The organism is Sagittula sp. (assembly GCF_052825245.1).
In genome coordinates, this window is sequence record NZ_JBRBWD010000042.1 from 38,511 (window position 1) to 62,700 (window position 24,190).

General features: G+C 66.6%; 22 protein-coding genes. 6 read left to right on the top strand and 16 right to left on the bottom strand.

Going from position 1 to position 24,190, the window contains the following annotated elements; all coding sequences use genetic code 11:
• Window positions 1-11: 11 nt before the first annotated feature.
• The 9 genes from acnA to ACU0DV_RS18575 all read right to left on the bottom strand — a co-directional run bounded on the left by acnA (window position 12) and on the right by ACU0DV_RS18575 (window position 12,312).
• Entirely contained in the window at window positions 12-2,801 is a 2,790-nt protein-coding gene (gene acnA, locus ACU0DV_RS18535) for an aconitate hydratase AcnA (protein WP_100930144.1), read from the bottom strand.
• A gap of 452 nt (window positions 2,802-3,253) precedes the next feature.
• The gene (locus tag ACU0DV_RS18540) at window positions 3,254-4,210 is read right to left on the bottom strand and encodes a cupin domain-containing protein (RefSeq protein ID WP_446241509.1); all 957 of its coding nucleotides are present in this window, start codon (window positions 4,208-4,210) and stop codon (window positions 3,254-3,256) included.
• 3 nt (window positions 4,211-4,213) lie between these two features.
• Entirely contained in the window at window positions 4,214-5,563 is a 1,350-nt protein-coding gene (gene hisD / locus ACU0DV_RS18545) for a histidinol dehydrogenase (protein WP_446241508.1), read from the bottom strand.
• A 138-nt stretch (window positions 5,564-5,701) separates the two neighbouring features.
• Window positions 5,702-6,706, bottom strand: coding sequence for a LacI family DNA-binding transcriptional regulator (locus tag ACU0DV_RS18550; protein ID WP_100930146.1), 1,005 nt, complete (start codon window positions 6,704-6,706; stop codon window positions 5,702-5,704).
• A gap of 70 nt (window positions 6,707-6,776) precedes the next feature.
• On the bottom strand, window positions 6,777-7,832 hold the full coding sequence (locus ACU0DV_RS18555) for an ABC transporter ATP-binding protein (RefSeq protein WP_283980458.1): 1,056 nt from the start codon (window positions 7,830-7,832) through the stop codon (window positions 6,777-6,779).
• Between the two features lie 5 nt (window positions 7,833-7,837).
• A complete protein-coding gene (locus tag ACU0DV_RS18560; RefSeq protein WP_100930148.1) occupies window positions 7,838-8,716 on the bottom strand; it encodes a carbohydrate ABC transporter permease in 879 nt (292 codons plus the stop codon).
• The gene (locus ACU0DV_RS18565) at window positions 8,716-9,747 is read right to left on the bottom strand and encodes a carbohydrate ABC transporter permease (RefSeq protein ID WP_446241507.1); all 1,032 of its coding nucleotides are present in this window, start codon (window positions 9,745-9,747) and stop codon (window positions 8,716-8,718) included. The genes ACU0DV_RS18560 and ACU0DV_RS18565 overlap by 1 nt, the downstream gene beginning before the upstream one ends.
• 60 nt (window positions 9,748-9,807) lie before the next feature.
• Window positions 9,808-11,037, bottom strand: coding sequence for an ABC transporter substrate-binding protein (locus ACU0DV_RS18570; RefSeq protein WP_446241506.1), 1,230 nt, complete (start codon window positions 11,035-11,037; stop codon window positions 9,808-9,810).
• Between the two features lie 81 nt (window positions 11,038-11,118).
• A complete protein-coding gene (locus ACU0DV_RS18575) occupies window positions 11,119-12,312 on the bottom strand; it encodes a nuclear transport factor 2 family protein (protein ID WP_283980455.1) in 1,194 nt (397 codons plus the stop codon).
• Window positions 12,313-12,411: 99 nt separating this feature from the next.
• On the opposite strand from ACU0DV_RS18575, the gene ACU0DV_RS18580 reads away from it, so the two are divergent.
• The 3 genes from ACU0DV_RS18580 to ACU0DV_RS18590 all read left to right on the top strand — a co-directional run bounded on the left by ACU0DV_RS18580 (window position 12,412) and on the right by ACU0DV_RS18590 (window position 14,458).
• Window positions 12,412-12,657, top strand: coding sequence for a hypothetical protein (locus ACU0DV_RS18580; protein WP_446241505.1), 246 nt, complete (start codon window positions 12,412-12,414; stop codon window positions 12,655-12,657).
• Window positions 12,650-13,966 (top strand): amidase, encoded by a 1,317-nt coding sequence (locus tag ACU0DV_RS18585; RefSeq protein ID WP_446241504.1) that lies wholly within the window; start codon window positions 12,650-12,652, stop codon window positions 13,964-13,966. The genes ACU0DV_RS18580 and ACU0DV_RS18585 overlap by 8 nt, the downstream gene beginning before the upstream one ends.
• Window positions 13,967-14,041: 75 nt before the next feature.
• On the top strand, window positions 14,042-14,458 hold the full coding sequence (locus ACU0DV_RS18590; RefSeq protein WP_446241503.1) for a GFA family protein: 417 nt from the start codon (window positions 14,042-14,044) through the stop codon (window positions 14,456-14,458).
• A gap of 4 nt (window positions 14,459-14,462) precedes the next feature.
• On the opposite strand, the gene hisD (ACU0DV_RS18595) is transcribed toward ACU0DV_RS18590, so the two are convergent.
• From hisD (ACU0DV_RS18595) to ACU0DV_RS18610, 4 genes are read right to left on the bottom strand one after another with little or no spacing between them, the layout of a single operon-like run.
• Window positions 14,463-15,752 carry a histidinol dehydrogenase gene (gene hisD / locus ACU0DV_RS18595; RefSeq protein ID WP_446241502.1) on the bottom strand — a complete coding sequence of 430 codons (1,290 nt, stop codon included), beginning with the start codon at window positions 15,750-15,752 and terminating at the stop codon, window positions 14,463-14,465.
• A 46-nt stretch (window positions 15,753-15,798) separates the two neighbouring features.
• A complete protein-coding gene (locus ACU0DV_RS18600) occupies window positions 15,799-16,494 on the bottom strand; it encodes an RraA family protein (protein WP_446241501.1) in 696 nt (231 codons plus the stop codon).
• Window positions 16,482-17,165 (bottom strand): alpha/beta fold hydrolase, encoded by a 684-nt coding sequence (locus tag ACU0DV_RS18605; RefSeq protein ID WP_446241500.1) that lies wholly within the window; start codon window positions 17,163-17,165, stop codon window positions 16,482-16,484. The genes ACU0DV_RS18600 and ACU0DV_RS18605 overlap by 13 nt, the downstream gene beginning before the upstream one ends.
• The gene (locus ACU0DV_RS18610) at window positions 17,162-17,917 is read right to left on the bottom strand and encodes an SDR family NAD(P)-dependent oxidoreductase (RefSeq protein WP_446241499.1); all 756 of its coding nucleotides are present in this window, start codon (window positions 17,915-17,917) and stop codon (window positions 17,162-17,164) included. The genes ACU0DV_RS18605 and ACU0DV_RS18610 overlap by 4 nt, the downstream gene beginning before the upstream one ends.
• Before the next feature lie 381 nt (window positions 17,918-18,298).
• Here ACU0DV_RS18610 and ACU0DV_RS18615 point away from each other — a divergent pair, with 381 nt between their 5' ends.
• Window positions 18,299-19,000: a DUF1223 domain-containing protein gene (locus ACU0DV_RS18615; protein ID WP_254698207.1), complete on the top strand. Its 702-nt coding sequence runs from the start codon at window positions 18,299-18,301 to the stop codon at window positions 18,998-19,000.
• Between the two features lie 10 nt (window positions 19,001-19,010).
• Here ACU0DV_RS18615 and ACU0DV_RS18620 read toward each other — a convergent pair whose 3' ends face one another.
• On the bottom strand, window positions 19,011-19,949 hold the full coding sequence (locus ACU0DV_RS18620) for a lysophospholipid acyltransferase family protein (RefSeq protein ID WP_446241498.1): 939 nt from the start codon (window positions 19,947-19,949) through the stop codon (window positions 19,011-19,013).
• A gap of 173 nt (window positions 19,950-20,122) precedes the next feature.
• Here ACU0DV_RS18620 and ACU0DV_RS18625 point away from each other — a divergent pair, with 173 nt between their 5' ends.
• Window positions 20,123-21,823 (top strand): thiamine pyrophosphate-requiring protein, encoded by a 1,701-nt coding sequence (locus tag ACU0DV_RS18625; protein ID WP_446241497.1) that lies wholly within the window; start codon window positions 20,123-20,125, stop codon window positions 21,821-21,823.
• Window positions 21,824-22,020: 197 nt separating this feature from the next.
• Here the strand turns inward: ACU0DV_RS18625 and ACU0DV_RS18630 are convergent, their stop codons facing one another.
• Window positions 22,021-23,079 (bottom strand): FliG C-terminal domain-containing protein, encoded by a 1,059-nt coding sequence (locus tag ACU0DV_RS18630; RefSeq protein WP_446241496.1) that lies wholly within the window; start codon window positions 23,077-23,079, stop codon window positions 22,021-22,023.
• Between the two features lie 227 nt (window positions 23,080-23,306).
• Between ACU0DV_RS18630 and ACU0DV_RS18635 the strand changes: the two genes are divergently transcribed.
• Entirely contained in the window at window positions 23,307-23,936 is a 630-nt protein-coding gene (locus ACU0DV_RS18635; protein ID WP_446241495.1) for a response regulator, read from the top strand.
• Between the two features lie 75 nt (window positions 23,937-24,011).
• Here ACU0DV_RS18635 and ACU0DV_RS18640 read toward each other — a convergent pair whose 3' ends face one another.
• Window positions 24,012-24,164 (bottom strand): adenylosuccinate lyase, encoded by a 153-nt coding sequence (locus ACU0DV_RS18640; RefSeq protein WP_100930161.1) that lies wholly within the window; start codon window positions 24,162-24,164, stop codon window positions 24,012-24,014.
• Window positions 24,165-24,190: the final 26 nt, after the last annotated feature.

A 24,190-nucleotide genomic window follows, 5' to 3' on the forward strand; every position in this document is an offset into this window, starting at 1 on the left:
CGCGGCCCGGCTCATTCGGCTGCCACGGAGCCCTCGGCTGCGAGGTTGCGCAGCACGTAATGCAGCACGCCGCCGTGCTCGATGTATTCCACCTCGATGGCGGTATCGATCCGGCACTTCAGCGTGATCTCCTTGGTGGAGCCGTCCGCGAAGGTGATGGTGCAGGGGGTTTCCTGACCCGGCTTCACATCATCGAGGCCCTTGATGTCGACGGTTTCGTCGCCCTTCAGGCCCAGCGACTTGCGGGTGTCGCCGCCGGTGAACTCGAACGGGATGACGCCCATGCCGACGAGGTTCGAACGGTGGATACGCTCGAAGTTCTCGGCGATCACCGCCTTCACGCCCAGGAGCGCCGTGCCCTTGGCCGCCCAGTCGCGCGAGGAACCCGCGCCGTACTGTTCGCCGCCGAAGATCACCAGCGGGGTGCCCTGGTCCTGATAGGCCATGGCCGCGTCGTAGATCGAGGTCTGCTCGCCGTCGGGGCCCTTGGTGTAGCCGCCCTCGACGCCGTCCAGCATCTCGTTCTTGATGCGGATGTTGGCGAAGGTGCCGCGCATCATGACTTCGTGGTTGCCACGACGCGAACCGTAGGAGTTGAACTCGCGCACGGGCACCTGGCGCTCGGTCAGGTACTTGCCCGCCGGGGTGGTGTCCTTGAACGAGCCCGCCGGAGAGATGTGGTCGGTGGTGACCATGTCGCCGAGGATCGCCAGGACGCGTGCACCCTCGATGTTCGAGATCGTGCCCGGCTCCTTGCCCATGCCCTGGAAGTAGGGCGGGTTCTGGACGTAGGTGGAGGTCGCCGGCCAGTCGTAGGTCTCGCCGCCGTTCACCTCGACCGACTGCCACTTCTCGTCGCCCTTGAAGACGTCGGCGTACTTGGACTGGAACGACTCGCGCGTGACGGTCTTTTCGACGAGGTCGGCGATCTCGGCGTTCGAGGGCCAGATGTCCTTGAGGTAGACGTCGTTGCCGTCCTTGTCCTTGCCCAGCGGATCGGTGGCGATGTTGACGTTCATGTCACCCACCAGCGCGTAGGCCACCACCAGCGGCGGCGAGGCGAGGTAGTTGGCGCGCACGTCCGGGGAAATCCGGCCTTCGAAGTTGCGGTTGCCCGACAGCACCGAGGTCGCGACCAGGTCGTACTTGTTGATCGCCTTGGAGATCGGCGCGTCCAGCGGACCGGAGTTGCCGATGCAGGTGGTGCAGCCGTAACCCACCAGGTTGAAGCCGATCGCGTCGAGGTGCTCCTGCAGGCCGGCGGCCTCGAGGTATTCGGACACCACCTGCGAGCCGGGGGCCAGCGAGGTCTTCACCCAGGGCTTGCGGTTCAGGCCCAGCTCATGCGCCTTCTTCGCCACCAGACCTGCGCCGATCATGACGTAGGGGTTCGAGGTGTTGGTGCAGGAGGTGATCGAGGCGATCACGATGGAGCCGTCGTGCAGCTGGTAGGCGCCGTCGGCGGTCTCCACGAAGCCGCGCTTGTGCTTGCCCTCGTCGCCGGGGATGTCGCGCGGCTCGGGTGCGCCGCCTTCACCTTCCCAGCGGACTTCGTCCTTGGCCGGGACGTCCTGCCCGTCGCGCACGCCCTTGATGTACTTGGCGAATGCCGGGGCGGCCTTGTCCAGCGCGATGTAGTCCTGCGGACGCTTGGGGCCGGAGATCGCGGGCACGATGGTGCCCATGTCCAGTTCCAGCGTGGAGGAATAGACCGGGCTGTAGCCCGCGTCGCGCCACATGCCGTTTTCCTTGGCATAGGCTTCGACCAGGGCGATGCGGCTTTCCTCGCGCCCGGAGACGCGCAGGTAGCGCAGGGTCTCGTCGTCGATCGGGAAGAAGCCGCAGGTCGCGCCGTACTCGGGCGCCATGTTGGCGATGGTGGCGCGCTGCGCCAGCGGCAGGTTGTCGAGACCGTCGCCGTAGAATTCGACGAACTTCGACACCACGCCGTGTTCGCGCAGCATCTCGACGACCTTCAGAACGAGGTCGGTGCCGGTGGTGCCTTCGACCATCTCGCCAGTCAGCTTGAAGCCCACGACCTCGGGGATCAGCATGGAGATCGGCTGGCCCAGCATGGCGGCCTCGGCCTCGATGCCGCCCACGCCCCAGCCCAGCACGGCCGCGCCGTTCACCATGGTGGTGTGGCTGTCGGTGCCGACGAGGGTGTCAGGGTAGGCGACCATGTCACCGTTCTGGTCCTCGTCGGTCCAGACGGTCTGGGCGAGGTACTCGAGGTTCACCTGGTGGCAGATGCCGGTGCCCGGGGGCACGACGCGGAAGTTGTTGAACGCGGTCTGGCCCCACTTGAGGAACTCGTAGCGCTCCATGTTGCGCTCGTACTCGCGGTCGACGTTCATCTGGAACGCACGCGGGTTGCCGAACTCGTCGATCATGACGGAGTGATCGATCACGAGGTCGACGGGGTTCAGCGGGTTGATTTTCTGTGCGTCGCCGCCGAGTGCCTTGATGCCGTCGCGCATCGCGGCGAGGTCAACCACGGCGGGAACGCCGGTGAAGTCCTGCATCAGAACGCGTGCCGGGCGGTAGGCCAGTTCCCGGTCGCCCTTGCCGCCGTTCTTCGCCCAGTCGGAGAAGGCCTTGATGTCGTCCTGGGTCACGGTCTTGCCGTCCTCGAAACGCAGCATGTTCTCGAGCACCACCTTGAGCGCGGCGGGCAGCTTCGAGAAGTCGCCGAGCCCGGCGGCTTCGGCGGCGGAAATCGAGTAATAGGAGACGGTCTGGCCGCCCGCTTCGAGCGTCTTGCGCGTCTTGGCGCTGTCGTGGCCGACTTGAATGGTCATGGGAACCTCCGATGGGTGACGGAATGTGATAGCCGTGTCATGCCGCAACGCCGCAAACAACTCAAGGGGTCTGTGGCGTTTTGTATGCCATTGTACACAAAAAATTGTCGCAGCCGCGCGTCCTGTCCAGATTGCCGGTTTCCCTGTGTGTGTCACGGGTCAAGCGCCGCCGCCGGGCGGGGCAGGGGCCCGATTGGTGAAGAATGCGGCGGCCACCGTTGCGGCCTTGGGGTCCACTCGAAGAATGGTGTGAGACCCTGCCTTCTTCGGGACGGAAATACCTCTCGTGCGTGTTCGAAGAGGACGGGGCAGCGCCCCTATGCCGCCCTATGGCCGCAAGATGCGGTGCTCGACCCGACCGGTTCCGGCACGCGTCCCCCGAACGTATCGCGCCACGGCTCCCGGGAACCGTGGCGCGATGACACTTCCGACTGGAAGAGGGGCTACCCGTATCAGGCCACGCGGGTCGGACCGGCGGGGTCTCCGGTTCCGGTGATGCGGTAGAGCGCGGCGTCGCCGGTCATGGAGGGCGCCACACGGTAGGAAAGGTTCTCGGGGACGCTCATCGTGTCGCCGGGGGCGAGGATGGCGTGTCCGTCCGCCCAGTCCACCCGCCAGTGGCCGGTCACCGGCATCAGCACGGTGGGGTGCGGCGCGGCGGGCTGTTCGCCACCGGCGGAGGCACGGGTGATGAAGTCGACCTCGAAGCCGGGCCGGTCCTTCAGCAGGCCCGTGGCGCCGATGACCTTGCAGGGCGCGCGGTCGGCCAGCGCCACCATGTCCCAGTAGCGTGCGACGTGGTTGGGCAGGACCTCGGCCGTGGTGGGCTCCGGCCGCTTCGCCAGTTCCTCGTCCGACATCAGCGGCATGGGATTCACGCCCTCGGGCAGGCGCTGCTGTCGCTTGGTGTCGTAGAGCTTGCCGTCGTCGCCCAGCACGAGCCCGTGCGCGCGGGCATCCTCGATCACCTGCGGCGCCCACATGACACCGCCGCCCGCGTCGTCGCCGCCGAGGATCGCCATGATCATCCCGTAGTCGGTGCCGATGTTCTCGAACCCGCGGAAGATGCCGGTGGGGATGTTGAAGATGTCGCCCGCCTCGAGCACGACCTCGCCGGCGGTGCCCCAGCGGCCCCAGAAGAACCGCCACCGGCCCGAGAGGACGAAGAACGCCTCGGCGGTGTGGTGGTCGTGGAGCGAGTTGCGGCACCGGGGCGGCTGGCCCGCGGCACCGATGTTGAAGCCGTGCGGGATCGAGATGTGGACGTGCTGATCGGGCGATTCCGACACGCCGCCGCCGATGATGGTGAAGTTCTCCTTCTGGTCCGAGCCCGGCGTGTGGGCGTCGATGAAGGCGGTCTTGCAGGGCTGAAGTTCGCCGTAGCGGACGATGCGGTCAGAGAGATCCATGGGTCAGGCTTTCTCGGGGGTTGCGGTTTTCTCGGAGGGCAGGACGGGCGCCGCCTCGGCGTAGGGCACGTTGACGCCGCCGTATCGGCGCACGCGAAGGTTGCATTGCTCGGCATGCCCGGCGAACCCCTCCAGCATGCACAGCCGGGAACCGGCGGCGCCGATGCGGGCGGCGGCCTCGTCGGTGGTGATGCGCTGGTAGCTGTGGGTCTTCAGGAACTTGCCCACCCAGAGACCGCCGGTGTAGCGGCCCGCCTTCCGGGTTGGCAGGGTGTGGTTGGTGCCGATCACCTTGTCGCCGTTGGCCACGTTGGTGCGCGGCCCAAGGAAGAGCGCGCCGTAGCAGGTCATGTTCTCGAGGAACCAGTCGTCGCGGTCCGTCATGACCTGCACGTGTTCGGAGGCGATGTCGTCCGCGACCGCCAGCATCTCGTCGTAGGTGTCGCACAGGATCACCTCGCCGTAGTCTGTCCAGGAGGCGCGGGCGGTGTCGGCGGTTGGCAGGATGGCAAGCAGGCGCTCGATTTCCGCAAGCGTGTCGTAGGCCAGCCTCTGGGAATTGGTCAGCAGCACGGCGGGGGAGTTGTAACCGTGTTCCGCCTGTCCCAGCAGGTCCGTGGCGCAGAGCTCGGCGTCCACGGTGTCGTCCGCAATGACCATCGTCTCGGTCGGGCCGGCGAAGAGGTCGATGCCGACGCGCCCGAAGAGCTGGCGCTTGGCTTCGGCGACGAAGGCGTTGCCGGGACCGACGAGCATGTGCACCGGCTGCATCGTCTCGGTGCCGATGGCCATGGCGCCGATGGCCTGGATGCCGCCCAGGACCCAGATCTCGTGCGCGCCGCCGAAGTGCATGGCGGCGATGACGGCGGCGTTGGGCTTGCCCTTGAAGGGCGGGGTGCAGGCGACGATGCGCGGCACCCCGGCGACCCGCGCCGTCGCCACCGACATATGCGCGGAAGCGACCATGGGGAACTTGCCGCCGGGCACGTAGCAGCCGACCGACTGCACCGGGATGTTCCTGTGGCCGAGGATCACGCCCGGGAGGGTCTCGACCTCGATGTCCTGCATGGAGGCGCGCTGCGCCTCGGCGAATTTCACCACCTGTGCCTGTGCAAAGCGGATGTCGGCGATCTCCTGTTCCGACAGGGTGGCGATCAGGGCGTCGATCTCGTCCTGCGACAGGCGGAAGCTGTCCGGCGTGTAGCCGTCGAACTTCTGCGACAGGTCGCGGACGGCGGCATCTCCGCGCGCCTCGATGTCGGCGAGCGTGGTTTCGACCGCAGTGCGGACCTGCGCATCGTCCTGTCGGCGGTCCGCATCCGCCTTGCCGCGTTTCAGATACGTGATGGCCATGATCCCCTCGCCACTTTGCATACGTTTGCAATGATGGATAGCGGCACGGCGAAGCTGCGGCAAGCGTATTTTGCATACGATTGCAAAATTGATCGGGCGAGGGGACAGAATGAACGAGGGGCCGCGCGGGCCCCTCGGTCAGTCGCGGGTGGTGCCGCGCGGGATGGGGACGGGCATGATCCGCAGCTTGGTCGCGGGCCTGTCCTCGCCCTCTATCGCGCTGATCAGCTCGTCCACGGCGGTCGAGACCATGACGTTCAGCCGCTGCCTTACGGTCGACAGGTTGAAGGACGGCCAGGCCGCCTGCGGGATGTCGTCGAAGCCCACGACGGCCACGTCCTCCGGCACCCTGAGGCCAAGTTCGTGCCGGATCACGTCGAGCGCGGCCAGCGCCATGTGGTCGTCGGTGACAAACAGGGCGTCGGGCGGGGTGTCCCCCTCGAAGAGTTCGCGGGTCGCATCCGCGGCGTCGCTGTAGTGGAAGTTGCCCACCGCGCGGGCCACGACGCTCTTGCCGGCCTCGGCCAGTGCCGCGGTGAACCCGGCCTCCCGGTCGATCTGGGTGGAGGCGCCGTCGAAGCCCGCCAGATGCGCGATCCGCTGCGGGTTGCCCTTCAGCAGCATTTCCGCGGCCAGGCGCCCGCCCGCGACGTTGTCGGAGGTGACGGCGAGTAGGTCCTCCCTCGGCTGGTCGCGGTTGAACAGCATCACCGGGATGTTGCGCTCCCGGCAGCGGTCGGCCAGCGTCGAGGACATGGAGACCGACACCAGGATGATGCCGTCGACGCGGTAGTCGAGGATGGTCTGCACCACCGGCTCCACGTCGCCCACGGTGGTCGACGCCATGAACAGCAGGACGTGGTAGCCGTTTTCCTGCAGGGCGATCGACAGCTTCTCCACGGCTTCGGGATAGAACTGGTTCTCGAGGTAATAGACCACCAGCCCGATGATACGGCTCTTGCCGGTGATCATCGCGCGGGCCAGCACGTTGGGGCGGTAGCCCAGTTCGTCGGCGGCTGCCTTGATCTTTTCTGCCATTTTCTTGGACACCGAGGCGCCGGGCGTGAAGAAGCGCGAGACGGCCGATTGGCTGACGCCGGCCCGGCGGGCCACGTCGACGGAGGTCACAGGTTTGCCGCTCACGCCGGTTGAGTCTCTTTGACCATGAAAATCCGTCCTCGTCCCTGTCCGGCCTCTTTACCCTTGCACACCGTCAGCGGCGCGTCAGATTCTTTCCCGTCTCGACATCGAAGAGGTGGCAGGTCTCGGCCGGGATATCGGCATGTATAGTCTTGCCGATCTCCGCGCGGAAGTCCTTGGCGGCCTTGAGGTTCACAAGATCGCCGCCGACGCGCACCGCGGCCATCGACGCCTCGCCCAGAAGCTCCAGCGCGTAGATCGGCGCGTGGATGTCGCCGCCTTCGGGCACCAGCGTCACGTCCTCCGCCCGGAAGCCGAGGATCACCTTGCCGTGGTGGCCCTGCGGCAGGCCCGAAAGGCGGATGTTCTCGGCCGAAAAGGTGCCGTTTTCGATGGTGCCCTCGACGAGGTTCATGGCGGGGGAGCCGATGAAGCCCGCGACAAAGGTGTTGGCGGGGTTGTCGTAGATCTCTGTCGGGGTGGCGACCTGCTGCACCACGCCCCGGTTCATCACCACCACGCGGTCTGCCAGCGTCATCGCCTCGATCTGGTCGTGGGTCACGTAGATCGTCGTGGTCTTGAGCCGGTGCTGGAGGTTCTTGATCTCGGCCCGGGTCGAGACGCGCAGCTTGGCGTCGAGGTTCGAGAGCGGCTCGTCCATCAGGAAGACCGTGGGTTCGCGGACGATGGCCCGGCCAAGCGCCACGCGCTGCCGCTGGCCGCCCGACAGTTCTGCGGGACGCCGGTCGAGCAGTTCAAGCAGGTCGACCTGTTCCGCCGCCTTCATCACCCGGTCGTGGTGCTGGTCCTTCGGCACCTTGCGGACCTTCAGCGGGAAGCGGATGTTCTCGTAGACCGTCAGGTTCGGGTAGAGGCCGTAGCTCTGGAACACCATGGAGATGTCGCGGTCCTTGGGTTCGAGGTTGTTGACCACACGCCCGCCGATGATGATCTCGCCCTCGGTGACGTCCTCCAGTCCGGCGATCATCCGCATGGTGGTGGACTTGCCGCAGCCAGAAGGCCCGAGCAGGACGAGGAACTCCTGATCGGCGATGTGCAGGTCGAAGTTGTCGACACCGATCACCGGGCCCCACTTCTTGGAGATGTTTTTCAGGTGAATGTCGGCCATTTGGCTTACCCCTTGACGGCGCCCGCGGTCAGGCCGCTGACGATCTGGCGTTGGAAGAACATCACGAGGATGAAGAGCGGCACGGTGGCGGACACGGTCGCGGCCACGGCATACATGATGGTGCCCTCGGTCTGCACCGTCCCGAGGAAGGAGTTGATCTTGGGCACCATGGTCTGGTTGTCCTGGTTCAGCAGCATCGCGGTCACGGCGAAGTCGTTGTAGGCCAGAAGGAAGCTGAACAGCCCCGTTGTGATCACCCCCGGCCACATGACCGGCATGATGGCCCATCGGAACGCCTGGAAGCGGGTGCAGCCGTCGACCATGGCAGATTCGTCGAGGTCCTTGGGGATCGACATGAAGAACGAGTGCAGCATCCAGATGGTGAAGGGCTGGTTGATCGCCACCAGCACGATGATCGCGGTGGGCAGGTAGCCCCAGATGTTCATCTCGAAGAACGGTAGCAGGTAGCCCGAGACCAGCGTGATGTGCGGCATGGCGCGGAACACCAGCGCGGCGATCAGGATCCAGAAGGTGTACTTTCGGGTGGATCGCGACAGGGCGTAGCCCCCCAGCGTGCCGAACAGCAGCGAGATCGAGGTGACGCAGACCGTGACGATGACGGTGTTCCAGACAGAGTGGTAGAACTCCCGCTCCACCCATGCGCCGCGGTAGCCGTCCAGCGTGAAGGCGCCGCCGGTCTGGCGCTGGGTGGCCGGGCCGAAGATCGCGTTCCAGAAGGACTCGCGGCTGAAGAAGTCCGCCTGCACCTTGAACGACCCCCAGACCGTCCAGAAGAAGGGGAAGGCGGCAAGGATCAGCCAGACCAGGAGGATCAGGCCCGAAGTCACGGCCAGCGTGCGGGAGTGTCCGATTTGCGTGCTCATCAGCGGGCCTTCCGGTTGAAGTCGCGCCAGGTGCGGATCAGCACCGGCATCAGCAGGACGATCACGCCCAGCATGGTCAGGATCGAGGTCGCCGCCGCCGAACCGAAGAGCTGGTCGACCGAGCCGTTCAGGTCGTTGTAGATCGACCAGGACAGCGATGTGGCGTTGGCCTCGGACGAGAAACCGATGATCGGTTCGAAGACGCGGAAGTTGTCCATCAGCAGCACGAGCCCCACGAAGGTCGCCAGCGGTGTCAGGTGCGGCATGACCACGTATCGGATGCGCTCCCACCGATTGGCGCCGTCGATCATCGCGGATTCGAGCGTGTCCTTGGGCAGGGTCTGGAGACCGGCGTAGAAGACGACGAAGGCGAAGGGTGTCATGTGCCACGTCCCGTAGACGATCAGCGTGACCCAGGTGAGGAAGGGCGAGGCCTTCAGCGACAGCTCCGGATCGTCGAACACCCATTGCAGCGTCGCGCCGATCACCCCGTCGGAGTTGATCATCCAGAACAGGATCAGCGAGCCCAGAAGCGGCGTCACGATGTAGGGCAGGAGCGACAGGAAGATCACCGGCCCCTTCCAGAACTTCGGGATGTTGTTGACCCCGAGCGCCACGGCAAAGCCCATGATCATGCTCAGCGGTGTCACGAGGAAGGTGTAGACCAGCGTGAAGGACAGCGCCTTGTAGAACGGCAGGTTGTAGACGCGGCTGACCACGTCTCCGAGACCATCGTTGTCCGACAGGATCGCACCCAGTTCGTCCACCGCGAGGTGCGCGCGGTTCAGGTAGGTGCCCAGACCGTTGAACCGGCCCAGAGGGTCCGCCTCCTTCAGGGCGGCGGTGGCGTCGGGGTCGACCTTGGTTTCGGTCTGGCAGCCGAAGGGGCCGCAGTTTTCCACCGACACCAGCACCTGCTCATGCTCGACGAACAGCGACTGCACCGCCACCGACACGATCGGCAGGGCGATGAACAGGAGCATGGCGAGGGCAGAGGGGAAGATGAAGGCGGTGAAGTCGCGATGGCGCATTTCCGTCTCCTGATGGAAGGACGCCCCCGGCGGAAGAGAGACCGGGGGCGTGAGAGGCGATTACTGGAGGAAGCCCGCCTCTTTGGCCGCGGTGCGGTAGGCGGCCTCGACGTCGGCTAGGGCCTGCTCGGCGCTTTCGGTGCCCTGCATGAAGTCCGACAGTTCGGCCCCGAGCGCAGTGTGCATCAGGCCCATGTAGGGGGACATCGGGTAGGGCTTCGCACCGGCAGCGGCGGTGCCCAAGACACCCTGCGCGGAGGCAGGCGCGGCGAAGTCCTTCATCAGCCACGTCGCGGCAGACGGGTTCTCCTGCGCGATTTCCGGGCGGATGCCGTGGACCATCGCGATGAAGGAGGCCTCTGCATCCTCGTCCGAGATGTTCTTGGCGATGGTGAAGCCGTCCCACCACAGCGCCGCCGCCGGGACCGAGCCGCCGCCGACGGTGGGCGCGGGGGCCAGCACGGTGGCTTCGCCGATCTCGGGGGCAGGGCCCGCGGGGTCGATATGTCCGTTCACCATGGAGCCCCACTGGGTCATGATCGCCACGTCGCCCGAGAGGTACATCGCCTTCATCTCGTCGGCGGTGAAGGTCATGTACTCGGGTTCCATGAACTCGGTCATGGCCTTCATCATCTCGAGCGTCTTGATGCCCGCCTCGCCGGAGATTGCCGGTTCCGCGCTGCCGGCGGCAAAGAACTCGCCGCCGTAGCCCAGGTAGGTGTTGACGAATTCATTGGCCAGGTACCAGCCCGCCTGATCGGCGGCGGCCAGCGGGTATTCCATTATGCCCTTCTCGCGGATGATCTTGGCGGCCTCGAGGATGCCCTCCATGGTCGTCGGCTGCTCCAGACCGGCCTCTTCCAGCACGTCGCCGCGGATGAAGAGGTGCTGGCCGTTGCCCATGAAGGCGATGGCCATGGTCTGCCCGTCGATCTTGATGAGCTGCGAGGGCTGGAGCGTGTCGCCGTATTTCGCGACGAGGTCGTCCAGCGGACGGATCAGCCCGTTGTTCAGCAGCGGCACGATCGAGTTGTTGGCCACGACCGCGACCGTGTACTGCGCCGGATCGACGGTGAGCGCGGGCACCTGCAGGGCCTTGTGTTCGGTCGTCATGTTGCTTTCGACGGTGACGCCGTCGCCGGCGCAGGTGGCGGCTTCGTCGATCACGATGCCGAGCGCATCGAAGTCGTTGGCGAGGATGCGGACCGAACCGCTCTCGATGCCGCAACCCGCCTGAGCGGCTCCGGCAGCAAGGATCACGGCCAGCGCCGTGGAGGTCAGTGTTTTCATGGGCTCACTCCTTGTCGGGGTCCGGCGGCGTGTTGGGGCCGCCGCTCGGATGTGGTGCGTGGGGTCATCCCCACGCTGGTTTCAGTTGTCCAGCGCTTCTTCGGCGGATGGTTTGTCGGCAAGCTGCGCGATCCTGATCTGCGCGAGCAGGGCAAGCTCGTCGTAGACCGTCCATTCGTCGACGATCTTGCCGTCCTTGTAGTGGTAGTGGCTCATCCCCATGACCTGCACACGCTTGCCGGTGGGATCGCCCAGAGAGTCGAGCCCGCCGAAGCCCAGATGATGACCTTCCATGACCCAGCGCACGGCAACCTTGGTGCCGCCTTCATTGCAGGGGGTGGAGCAGATGTGCTGCGGCGCGAACTGGGCATCGGGGAAGGCGCCGACCAGCGCAAGCGCCTGATGGGTGACCGAGGCCACGCCGTAGAGTTCCTTCATCAGCGGGCCGTGCCACATGACTGTGGGGGCATAGATTTCGCGATAGCAGCCGAACATCTTCCTGTTGAACGACTCGTGCAGCCAGGTCAGCGTATGGCGTTCCAGATCGGTGTGCGCGATCGACAGGTCGGCCTTCTCGGCGGGCGGGTACTGTCCCAGCATCAGGCCGGTTTCGCCGATGTCGAGCGTTTTGAACCCCTGGGCCAGCCGGCCCTCGGCGATCTTCGTCGCGTAGGCGTCCACGTCGAGACCGAGCTGCCGAATGATCGCCATCTGGTCGGACACCACCCATTCGCGGTAGATCTTGTTGCGGTGGATCATGCAGTCGGCCACCGTCCGGCTGACAAAGGGACGGCCGTTCGCCGGGCCGTAGTGGCCGTTCTGCGTGTAGCGGCCCGATCCAGTGACGAGGTGCGAGGTGTAGAACCCATCCTTGTCATTGCCGTTCCACACGACCTGGGTGGCATTGCCGCGCCGCTCAGGCAGGGAGACGAGCCGCTGGATGGTGTCACGCACCACGTCCTCGCGGTTGTAGATCGTCATCGTCGGCAGGTAGAGCACGATGTTGTGGGTGTAATGGGTATAGATCAGGCCCACGTCCCGCTCGTCCCAGATCTTGTGGGTGCAGCGGATGATGTAGTCGACGATATCGCTGTAACAGGGATCGAAGCCCTCCATCCCCTGCACGGGCGCGCGGCCCTCAGGGACAAGGTCGGTGAAATCGGCGCGCTCGACATTCATCACGTTGCCATTGTGCGGGCCATCGTCGCGTTTGTCCCGCGTGGTGACGGATTTCGCCGATTTGGCAAGTGTTGCGCTGTCGTCGTGAGAAGCCATGTCGTCCTGTCCATTTCGCGGGATGCCCCGCGTCTTGCATACCTATTCAATCCAAGGTGACGCAGGTGCGGGCGGCAAGCAACAAGAAAATGAATACCTATGCAAAATATTCTCCCGGCGGACAGGATAAGCGATCTGACGCTTGCGCAACGGTTGTTGAATACATATGCAAAATCAGGACGTACGCGGGTTTCGAAAGGGATCGGGATGACTGCCAGGGACTTTGCCGAATTGTTGCGCGCCGCCGGGATTGTGCTGTCCGAGCAGGAGGTTCAGGCCGCCTGGCCTTCGGCCCGCAAGTTGCTGGACCTCGCGAATCAGCTTCCCGGGCCGCGCGATGATTGACGCCCCGATCCGCGCGCAGGCCGCTGCCGTGGCTGACGGCATGGTTAAGGCCTCCGACCTTGCACAGGCCACGCGCGACCGCATCGCCGCACGGGACGCCGTGCTGCGCAGCGTCGTGCATCTGGCCGACCCCACGGCGCTGGACGGACCGCTGCACGGTGTGCCTTTCGGGGTGAAGGACATTATCGACGTGGCGGGGCAGCCGACGCGCTGCGGCTCTCACGCGCATGACGTCACAGGGCCGGAGGCCACCGCCGTCACCCGGCTGCGTGCGGCGGGCATGGTGCCGATGGCGAAGCTCGCGACTTATGAATACGCGCTCACCGGCCCGGCGTGGGACCAGCCGAACCTGCCCGCGCGCAACCCGTGGAACCCGGAGCACATCACCGGCGGGTCGTCGTCCGGCTCTGCGGCGGCGGTGGCGGGCGGGCTGTTCCGCGTGGCGCTGGGGACCGACACCGGCGGCAGCATACGTGCCCCTGCGGCCTATTGCGGTATCGTCGGCCTGAAGCCGACGCATGGCGCGGTGCCGGAGGACGGATGTTTCCCTCTGTCCCCCAGCCTCGACGTGATCGGCCCGTTGGCCGCCACGGTCGAGGACGCCGCCGTCACGCTGGAGGTCATGGCGCCGGACACCCGCGCCGCGCAGGCGCTGGGGCAGGGGATCGACGGTCTGCACATCGGCTACGCGCGTGACTGGTTCGTCGAGGACCCGGCCTGCTCGCCCGAGGTGCTGTGCGCGATGGACGACACAGCCGCCTTGTTGTCCCGCCTCGGCGCGCGGATCGAGCTGGTGTCATTGCCCGACTATCCGCAGCTTGAGGCCGCCGGGACCGTGATCCTGCAATACGAGGCGTGGCAGGTGCATCGGTCGCGGCTGGCCGAGCGCTGGGACCGTTACGGCGTGGATGCCCGGCGCAACCTCGTCACCGGCGCGGTGCTGACCGAAGACCATGTCGCACGGGCGCGCGCCCTGGCCGTGGCATTCAGGGCTGCCGTCGACACGCATCTGACGCGCCACGCCGCGCTGCTGACGCCGACGACCCTGTCGCCGGCGCCCAGGTTCTCGAATTTCGAGGATGGGCCGGTCTGGACAGCGATGCGCACGTTGCCATTCAACATGAGCGGGCATCCGGCGATCTCCGTGCCCTGCGGCTTTGCCGACAACGGGCTGCCCCTTGGCGCGCAGTTTGTCAGCGCACACGGGCAGGAGGCGCTGCTTTGCCGGATCGCCGCCGCCTTCGAAGGCGCCTGCGCCGCAACCGCCTGCCGGGCCATGCCCGCCGATCCCGTTGTGATCGGCGCATGAGGCGGGGCACAGCGTCGGGCGGGGATTGACGCAAGGGTCGGATACGGGTTCGCTGACGCGAAAAGGAGATCGCCCATGCCGGAAGAGATCTACGAAGGCGGTTGCCTCTGCGGGGCGTTGCGCATCACGGCGCGCGGACAACCGCTGCGCGTCGGTATCTGCCACTGCCCCGACTGTCGCAAGCACCATGGCGCGCTGTTCTATGCCGCCGCGCAGTACGCCCCCGAACAGGTCATCGTGATCGGCCCCTCACACAGCTTCAAGGGGCGTCACTTCTGCCCGACCTGCGGCGGCTCCGTCTTTGCGGAAAGCGATGGTGAGGTCGAGGTGCATCTGGGCGCACTGGACGAACCTGACCGGCTGACACCCGATTACGAGCTCTGGACCGTGCGCCGCGAAGGGTGGTTGCCGCCCTTCGCGCAGATGGCTCACTATGATCGGGATAGAGAGGAACCGGACGCGGCGGCGGATGGCGCGCCCGGCTTCCCGTGACGGATCAGGCCTGAACCTGCATCCGGTCCAGTCGCAGTTGCGCAGCTCGGCGGTGGCCTTCGAGGGTTTCCGAGGCCGCCTGACGTGCGGCCGGGGGCGCCACCTGCTTCACGCCCTCTTCGGTCAGCCACTGGTGGGTCACCGTCTTGATGTAGGTGCCGACCCACAGCCCGCCGGTGTAGCGACCGGCGCCCATGGTCGGCAGCGTGTGGTTCGTGCCGGAGCATTTGTCGGAATAGACCACAGAGGAGTTCGTCCCGATGAAGAGCGAGCCGTAGTGGCGCAGCCGTTTGCCCAGCCCGTGCGCATCCTCGGTGTGGACCTGCAGGTGCTCGGCGGCCACGATGTCGGAGTAGGCAATCATCGCCGCCTCGTTCTCGCAAACGACGATCTCGCCGTAGTCGCGCCACGCCTGACCCGCGGTCTCGGCGGTCGACAGGGTTTCGAGCTGGGCGTCGACTTCCTTCAGCACGGCATCTGCCAGCGCGGCATCGGTGGTGATCAGGCCGACACGGGTGCGGGTGTCATGCTCGGCCTGCGCCAGAAGGTCGGTGGCCAGCATCTCGGCATCGCCGGTGTGGTCGGCAAGGATGAAGATCTCGGACGGACCGGCAAGCTGGTCGATGCCCACGGGACCGAAGACCTGGCGCTTGGCCTCGTTGACGAAGGCGTTGCCCGGCCCGACGATCTTGTCCACCGCCGGGACAGTTTCGGTGCCCAGTGCCATGGCGGCGATTGCCTGAGCGCCGCCGATGCGGAAGATCCGGTCGGCGCCGGACAGGTGGCAGCCGGCGATCATCGCCTCGTGCGCGTTCGGCGGCAGGCAGGCGATGACCTCTTCGCAGCCGGCAACCTTGGCGGGGACGATGGTCATGATCGGCGCCGACAGCAGCGGGTAGCGGCCGCCCGGTACGTAGCAGCCGACGCGCTCCAGCGGGATGTTGCGGTGGCCGAGGTGGACGCCCGGGCGCACCTCGATCTCGATCTCCGACAGCGACCCAAGCTGCGCCTCGGCAAAGGCGCGCACGTTGGCAATGGCGAACTCCGTGTCGGCGCGGGTCTGCGGGTCGAGGTTGGCCAGCGCCTGTTCGCGTTGCTCGGCAGTGACCTCGAAGCTCTCCAGCTCGGCCTTGTCGAAGCGGGCGGAGTAGTCGCGCACGGCGGGGTCGCCCTCTGCTTCGACCCGGGCGAGGATCTCGGCAACCAGCTTCTCGACCGGCGCGTTGTCGGCGACGGCGTCGCGGGCGGGGGATTTGACGAAGGTCAGGCCTTCGGGAAGGGGGAGACGGGGCATGTGTGTCCTCTGGCGTTACAGGTAGGGGCGGTCCGGTAGAGCCGCCTCAGGTTCTGGCATTCTCGAAGGCGGTCCAGGCCGCCTCGAAGCTCTGGAAATCGAAGTCGGGGGCGCGGGCCGCCTCCATCACGATGGATTCCGTCCGCTGCATCTTCGCGATGGCGGCGGGCAGTTCGGCAAGGTGCGTCTCGGGGATGACCAGCGCGCCGTGACGGTCGGCATGGACCCAGTCGTCGGGCCGGAGGGTCAGACCGAAGACCGTCACCGGACCCGCAACCTCGACCACGTGGACAAAGGCGTGGGAGGGCCCGATGTGCCCGGCGACGACAGGGAAGCCGGTGGCCAGGTCGCCCAGGTCGCGCATCACGCCGTTGGTCAGCGCACCGCTCAGGCCGAAGCCCTTGTGCACGGTGGTGTTGAGTTCGCCCCAGTAGGCGCCGACCGGGTGCGGGTCGATGTCCTCGACCACGGCGACGCGCGGGCCGGTGCCGTCCGCCATGTGGCGGTAGTAGTCCATGCGGCGGGTGCGGATCGTCGCGGCGGGCTCGGAGGGGGGCGCCGCAGCGCTGATCCGCGCGGTACGCGCCCGGCCGACCATGACGCCTTCGGGATCGCTGGACAGCGGCGTGCCACGGGTGAAGGCATCGAAGCCGCGTTTGCCGTCGATCACCTCGATGGCGTTGCAGACGGTCGGCGTGTCGACGCTGCGCAGCAGGGCGAGGATGTCGGTCAGGTCAGCCATTGGATCAGGGCCTCCGTTGTCGTGTCGGGTTGTTCGAGCGTGGGCAGATGGCCCGCCCCGTCGATCACGCGATAGGTGGCGTGGGGCATGCAGCGGTGCATCAGGTCGTGCCTGTCGCGCGGACAAAGCCTGTCCTCCGCTCCGGTGAGGATCAGCGCCGGTCCCTTGTAGGCGCGCAGCGTGTCGCATTGGTCGGGCCGGTCGCGCAGGGCGATGCTCTGCCGGGCGAAGACCTCCGGCCCAAGGTCCAGGGCCATGTAGAGGCAGGCCCGCTCGATCCCGGCATCGGGCGCGGCGAGGTAGCGGGGAATGAAGGTGTCGCGCATCATCGCCGCCAGTTCACCGGCCTGCGCACGGGCGATCTGCGAGGCACGGCCGGCCTGAACCTCCGGCGGCTCAGGCAGAGGGTTGGTGTCCAGCAGGGCCAGCCGTGCGACGCGGTCGGGGGACTGGCGGACGACCTCCATCGCGACGATGCCGCCCATGGAAAGCCCCGCCAGGGCGAAGCGGTCGGGCGCGTCGGCCAGCACCCGGGCGGCCATGTCCTGCACCGTGTCGTCGCGCGACAGGTCCGCACACCTTGGCATGTGATGGCTCAGCGCGGCCATCTGCCGCGCAAAAAGCCGGTCGTCACACATCATGCCGGGCAGGAAGAGCAGCGGCAGCGTCATGCGGCGGTCCATCCCCCGTCCACCATCAGCGCGGTGCCGGTCACCAGCCGCGAGGCGTCGGAGGCGAGGTAAAGCGCGGCTCCCATCAGGTCCTCGACCTCACCCACGCGGTTGAGGGCGATCTTGCTCATCACCCATGCGCGCTTGTCCGGGTCGTTGAATGTCGGCTCCGTCAGCGGGGTGCGGACGAATGTCGGGCACAGCGTGTTGATCCGCACGCCCGCCGCGCCCCATTCCAGCGCCATTGCCTTCACCATGCCCTCCAGCGCGTGTTTCGAGGCGCAGTAGACCGCGCGGTCCGGCCCGCCGACATGGCCCATCTGCGAGGAGACGTGGATGATCGACCCTGGCTTGCCCGCTGCGATCAGCGACCGCGCCGCCTGCTGCGACAGGAAATACGCGGCGCGCAGGTTCACCGCCATCACGGCGTCGAAGTCCGCAGCGGTGGTGTCGAGGGCAGGGGTGTGCCGGGCCATTCCGGCCGCGTTGACCACAACGTCGAACGGCCGGTCGAAGAGGGCGGTTACCTGATCCGTATCGGCAATGTCGCAGGCCTGTTTCCGGATGGCCCATCCCTCCGCCTGCATGGCTTCGACCGCTTCGGTCAACGGGGCGGGGCGGCGTGCGACGCAAGTGACCTCCGCCCCTGCCTCGGCCAGTGCCACGGCGCACCCCAGCCCGATCCCCGAGGAGGCCCCGGTCACGAGCGCGCGGCGCCCGTCCAGTCGGAAAGAAGGTGTACGGGGCAGCATCGTCGAGTCCTCGGCAGTCGTTTTGAATACGTTTGCAATATCGGTATCCGCGACGCCGCATTCCTGCAAGCGATTTTTGCATACGATTGCAAAATGAACTCGACCATAGTTGCGCTTGTCGGTCTCGTGAGCGTGAAGACCGGCGGGCAGGGCCCTTGCCAACAGGGCGGAGAGGCGCCCGGTCGGAGGGACGCACATCAGCGATACGCCAATGTTCGAAGGGCCGGGAGCACTGCCGACGGACCAAATGACCGGCGCCCAAAGCTTGCGAGGATGATGCGCCGGAGCGACATGTGTCACTTTCCTCGCCAAACCTTGATTGGCGTTTGAGGCAGGCTGTCGTTAGATCGGGTTGGTCCGACAACAACAGCAGGCAATCTCATGCGAAGGCTTCTCTCACTCGGGATGGCGATCTGGATCGGGCTCGCCGGCAGCACGGCCGGCGCAGAAACAACCCATCCTGTTGTCGTGGAGTTGTTCACCTCGCAAGGTTGTTCATCCTGTCCGCCGGCCGACGAGTTGCTGGCGGAACTCGCCGACCGCGAAGACGTGATCCCCTTGGCCCTGCATGTCGACTACTGGGATTACATCGGTTGGAAGGACGTGTTCGCGACGCCCAAGGCCACCAAGCGCCAGAAGGGTTATGCCCGCGCCAACGGCTGGAAGATGATCTACACGCCGCAGATCATCGTGAACGGGCGCGAGGACGTGGTCGGGTCCCGTCCGGGCCAGGTCGCCGCCCTGATCGAGGAACACCGCAGCGATGTCAGCCATGTCGAGCTCTCGCTGGAACGGATGGGCGACCGTGTGCTGATCCGCGCGACCGGCGACGGGACAGAGCGCCCCTGTGACATCCATGTCGTGCGCTACCTGCCGTCCGAAGAGGTCTCGATCGGGCGGGGCGAGAATGCTGGCAAGACGATAACCTACACACACATCGTGCGCGACTGGGACGTGGCGGCACGCTGGGACGGGCTCGGCACTTTCGAGGGCGCGGTCCCGGTGCCTGCGGGCACACCTGTCGTGGTCATCCTGCAGGAGCCGAAGAACGGCGCGATCCTCGCGGCACGTCGACTGCGCTGAGGCGTACAGGTCAGTCTGGCGGGGCGGTCTCTGCGGCGCGGTACTTTGCCACGCGCTTGGGTTTCCAACGCCGATGCGTCCACATCCACTGGCCGGGATCCTCTTCGATCCGCGCCTCCAGCCGGGCCGTGACCTCCGTCATCATGGTGACCGGATCGCTGTGCGGCACCGGCTCCTCGAACACCGCGTCAAAGCCGTACCGGTCCGCGTGCCGGATGCCGAAGTAGGGCAGCAAGAGCGCGTTTGTCCTGAGCGCGATCTCGGCGGGCGACGTTGCGGTGGGTGCAGGCTGGCCGAGGAAGTCGATCAGTTCGCCCGAGGATTCGAAGACGTCGAACAGCATCGCCGCCATGCCGCCGCCACGCAGGTACTTCATCAGCCCCAGCGTGCCGCGGCGTCCCTGCACGAAGACCTCTCCGCCCACGTCGCGGTAGTTCTGCACGTAGCGCTCGTTCATGTAGGGGTTGGACATGGCCCTAAGGAACCCCGCCGTCTGGTAGCCGCGAGCCAAGAGCGCCGCACGGGGCAGGACGGGACTGCCGTAATGGCCGCTGATCAGCAGCACCGGGCGACCCGCGGCGCGCGCCTCTTCCAGCGCGGGCAGCCCCGGTCCGGTCAGCGGGTAGCGGCCGCCGCGGGCCAGCATCTCCTTGGGGTCGTAATTCTCGATCAGCGCGCGGGCGAGGTTGTCGATGGCCTGTTCCGCGATCTCGCGCCTGCGCTCGGGCGGGGTGTCCGGCCAGACGAATTCGAGGTTGGCGTCAGCCCGCTTGTACCATCCCAGCGGCGGCGCGAGGCATTTGCGCGTCGTCCACCCGGCGAGGGCCAGCCGCTGGCGGGCGGGGAGCAGCCGGATCGTTCTGATGAACACGCTGAAGGCGATGTCGGCGAGCCGCTCGCTGAACCGGCCTTCGGGCGCGTCCTTTGATGTGTCTTCGCCAGTCGCCAAGGTCTGCCTTCCCGCGTTTGGCGGTGTTTTAGGTCGGGCGCCGGGCAGCGGCAAGGGGGCGGGCGCAACCTGCCGCGCACAGGACGAAGCGGTCCGGACCGGTGCGCCAACCGGCTGGGATATCCCGGAGCGCGGCGGTACAACTGCGCGGGACAAGAGGGAGGTACAGGACAATGAAAAGCGCGATCACCGCGGGCGGCGCGATCTTCGGCAAGCTGAAGGCCCTTGGCATCGACTATGTCTTTGCCAACTCCGGCACGGATTTCCCGCCCGTGATAGAAGGGCTGGTGGAGGCGCGGCGTCAGGGGCTGGATCTGCCGATCCCGGTGACGGTGCCGCACGAACACGCCGCCGTCTCGATGGCGCATGGTGCGTGGCAGGTCACTGGCCGCCCGCAGGCGGTGCTGCTGCACACCAACGTCGGGCTTTCGAACGGGGCGACGGGGCTGATCAACGCCTGGTGCGACCAGGTGCCGATGATCGTGATGTCCGGGCGGACGCCGGTGACGGAACACACACGTTTCGGCGCCCGGACGGTGCCTATCGGCTGGGGGCAGGAGATGTTCGATCAGGAAGCGCTGATCCGCGAGACCACAAAGTGGCACTATGAACTGCGGTTCCCCGAGCAGATCTCCGACCTTCTGGACCGCGCCTGGGCGATTGCCAATTCAACGCCGAAGGGGCCGGTCTACCTCAGCCTCCCGCGCGAAGTGCTGTGCGAGCCCTGTCCGCCGGAAGGTCTGGACCGCCCCTCGCGGATTGCGCCCGTCGTCACCGCGCCCGAACCTGCCGCCGTTCAGAGGGCGGCAGAGGCGCTGGTCGGCGCGGAGCGGCCGCTGATCCTCTCCCAACGCGGCGCCGGCAGCGCAGAGGGGTTCGCGGCCCTTGCGCAGTTGTGCGACGACTTTGCCCTGCCGCTTTCGCACTACTGGTCGAACCAGATCGCATTGCCCATCGCGCATCCCATGCAGGTCGGCAGCGATCCGGCGCCGTGGCTGGCAGAGGCCGACGTCGTGCTGGTGCTCGACGCGTTGGCACCGTGGTTCCCGGACAAGGTGACCCTGCGCGACGATGTGACGGTGATCCAGGCGGGGCCGGACCCGCTCTTCTCTCGCACGCCCGTGCGGATGTTTCCGGCCGCCATCACGCTGTCCGGACCGGTGGACGGAACGGTTGCGGCGCTCGGGGCGGCGATGCGGGCGCTTCCGCTGGACGCCGCGCGGGTGGAGGCGCGGCGAACCGTTGTGGCACAGGCGTCGGATGCGGCGCGCACCGCCGTTCGGGCGCAGGCAGAGGCGGGCCGGGGCGCCCCGATGAGCAAGGAATGGGTTGCGCTCTGCCTGGGCGAGGTGGTGAAGGGGCGCAAGGCCACGGTCTTCCACGAGTTGGGCTGCCCCCTGCAACCGCTGATGCTGGACCAGCCCGACAGCTATTTCCAGGAGCCGCATTCCGGCGGGCTGGGTTGGGGGTTGCCTGCCGCCATGGGGGCAAAGCTTGCCGATCCGGAGCGGCTTGTCTTTGCCACGATCGGCGACGGCAGCTACATGTTCGCCAACCCCACGGCTTGTCACCAGGTGGCAGAGGCGCAGGGGATCGCGGTCGTCACGCTGGTACTTAACAACGAGGAATGGGGCGCGGTCCGGCAGTCGGTGGAGGGGCTCTACCCGGACGGGCACGCGCGGGCGACGAACGAGGTGCCGCTGACCTCCCTCCGGCCCAGCCCGGACTTTGCGCTTACCGCCGCCGCCAGCCGCGCCTGGACAAAGACGGTGACGGACGGGGCCGATCTGCCGGCCGCGCTGGAGCGCGCGGTGGAGGCCGCCGATGCAGGACGGCAGGCGCTGCTGAACATCGCCATTGCCCGGGTTACGTAAGCTCCGGGGAGGTGCCCGGATGGCGGAGGTGACCGACGTGCACATACCGGGGACTGCGGAACGGACGCTTGGCTGGTTTCCCTGATGCACGCGGTGGGCGGAGCGGCGCCAAGCGTCTCCGCTGAGAAAGAGGGCTACCCACCCGAGCGACCTCCGATCCAAGGCGGGCAATCCACCAACGGCACGCAAACCGCCCTCTATTCGTCGGCGTCGGGGTCCAGCAACTCGATCTCGCCAACCGAAACCAGGTCGCGGATGGCAGAGACGACCGCCGCCATGGCCTTTTCCCCGACCTTCGGCTTGACGGATCCCTTGTTGCCGGCCTCTTCGCGCAGGTTTTCCGCCAGACGTTTCGACATGTTGGACAGCAGGAATTCCGCGGTGCGCCGGTCCTCGTCCGAGGTGGCGGCGGCGAGTGCCACAGCAAGCGTATCGGGCGGCACGTCGCGGGTGATCTTCGGTACGTCGATGGCATTCAGCCGTTCCGGGATGTTGGCGAAGGTGAAGATCGCCTTGCGCACCGCCTCCGCAAACTCGGCGTCTTCCTGTTCGAGCTGCTGGAGCAGTTCCTCGCGCACGGCGCTGTTGGAATAGTTGAGGATCGCGCCGAGCCGTTCGTCGGGACGTTTGACGAAGGCCTTTTCCGGCTCCGCGTCGATCTGGGCAGCAAGCGACAGGCCGATCCGATCGACCGCATCCGGCGTGACCCCGGTGGTCATCGACACCGCGTAGGAGATCCGGCGCGCCTTGTCGCCGGGCAGTTTTGCCAGCACCTGCGCGGCCTTGCCCACGTCGATCTTTGACATCATGACCGCCGCGACCTCGGTGCTTTCGGACAGCACGAGCGCCTCCAGCCGTTCGACGGCAAGATCGTTGATACGGTCCCAGGGATCGCCGGTCTGGCGCACGCCGGCCTTTTTCCTCAGTCGGGACGCGGTGCGGGGATTGATCCGCCCGTCCAGCGCTGTCAGCGCACCGGCCATGTCGCCGGGAAACGACAGACCCACCGATTCCAGCTCGTCTGAGAATTCCGTCACCACCTGGTTCAGGGTCTCGCGGTCGATATAGCGCATGTTGCCGAGGAGCATGGTCAGCTCCTCCTGCAGGTCGTCGGGCAGCGAGGCGAGCGGCACATCGCTTTCCTCGTTCAGCAGGAATTGCACGATGATCGCCGCCTTCGCCTTCCGGGAGAGGGGCAGTCTGCCGCCGCCAAAGGACGGGCTCGGCAGGGCGGCGAGCGCATGCATGTTGGTCATTCGCGATCTCCGGGATAGCGGTCCGGATCACTTGCTAGCGGCTCAAGGTTGCTGGCCCGTTAAGGACGGCGTCCGAGGGCACCGGATTCACGGGATCTCCGGAGAGTTCGAGACAAAGCCGCGTGGCTTCCCCCCGATCGCTTAAGACGGCGTTAGGGAGGCCCGGCACACGATGCGGCAAGGACCGGGATTTGATGTTCCGTGGGGCAAAGCGAGAGAGGTTTCAGATGCAACGGATTGCCCGAAAACTGGAGTTCCCCGAACCGCAGGCGGTCGCTACGCCGCGGACCCGTTGCCTTGTCGTGGACGACGATGTGTTCGACCGGGCGATGCTGGGCCGTTGTATCGGCAAGGGCGTGACAGAGGTGGAGGTGCTCGAGGCCGATTCAATCGCGGCGGCGCGCGCCCATCTGGACCGGGTACGGCCGGATATCGTGCTGGTCGATCACCGGCTGCCGGACGGGCAGGGCACTGATTTCGCCAGGGAACTGATGTCGGATGAGGCGTTTGCCGACGTGCTGATCTGCGTTGTCAGCAGCGTCGATCCCAGTCTACTGGATCCCGCCGTCGCCACCTTGCCGAAAGACGCGCTGAGCCGTGTTGGCCTGACGCGCATGGTTGAGGAGTTCCTGGAGCGGCGGCGCCTTTCACGGGCATCCGCCGACGGCGCGCTCGTCGCGGATTTCGGCGCCCATGTGAGCGACAGCCTCGATGCCGCCGTGGCGCGGATGCTACGGACATTGCGCCGCGCCAAGTCTGGGGCGCGCAGGACGATCCCGCGTAGCGCGATGAACGATCTCGATCAACTGGAGCAGATGCTTCTCGCGCTGTCCGACGTGCGGCAGCGAGTGCATTGAAGCGGGTGGACCGTACCGCGCGACGCCAGGGCGAGAGGGAAGAAGCCCCGGCGCCACTGCGATACGGGCAAGGGGTCAGCCGGTGACGACCTTGCAGCTGTGGGTGTCGGCGTCGTAGGCGGAACCTTCGGCGCAGGTCATGGCCTGCTTTTCATGCCACTGGCAGGCAGAGCCCAGCACCGGGACAAGGGTCAGGGCGGCGGCAGTGAGAATCGTCGTGATCTTCATCGGGTCGTCCTCCTGTTGGGATGGAC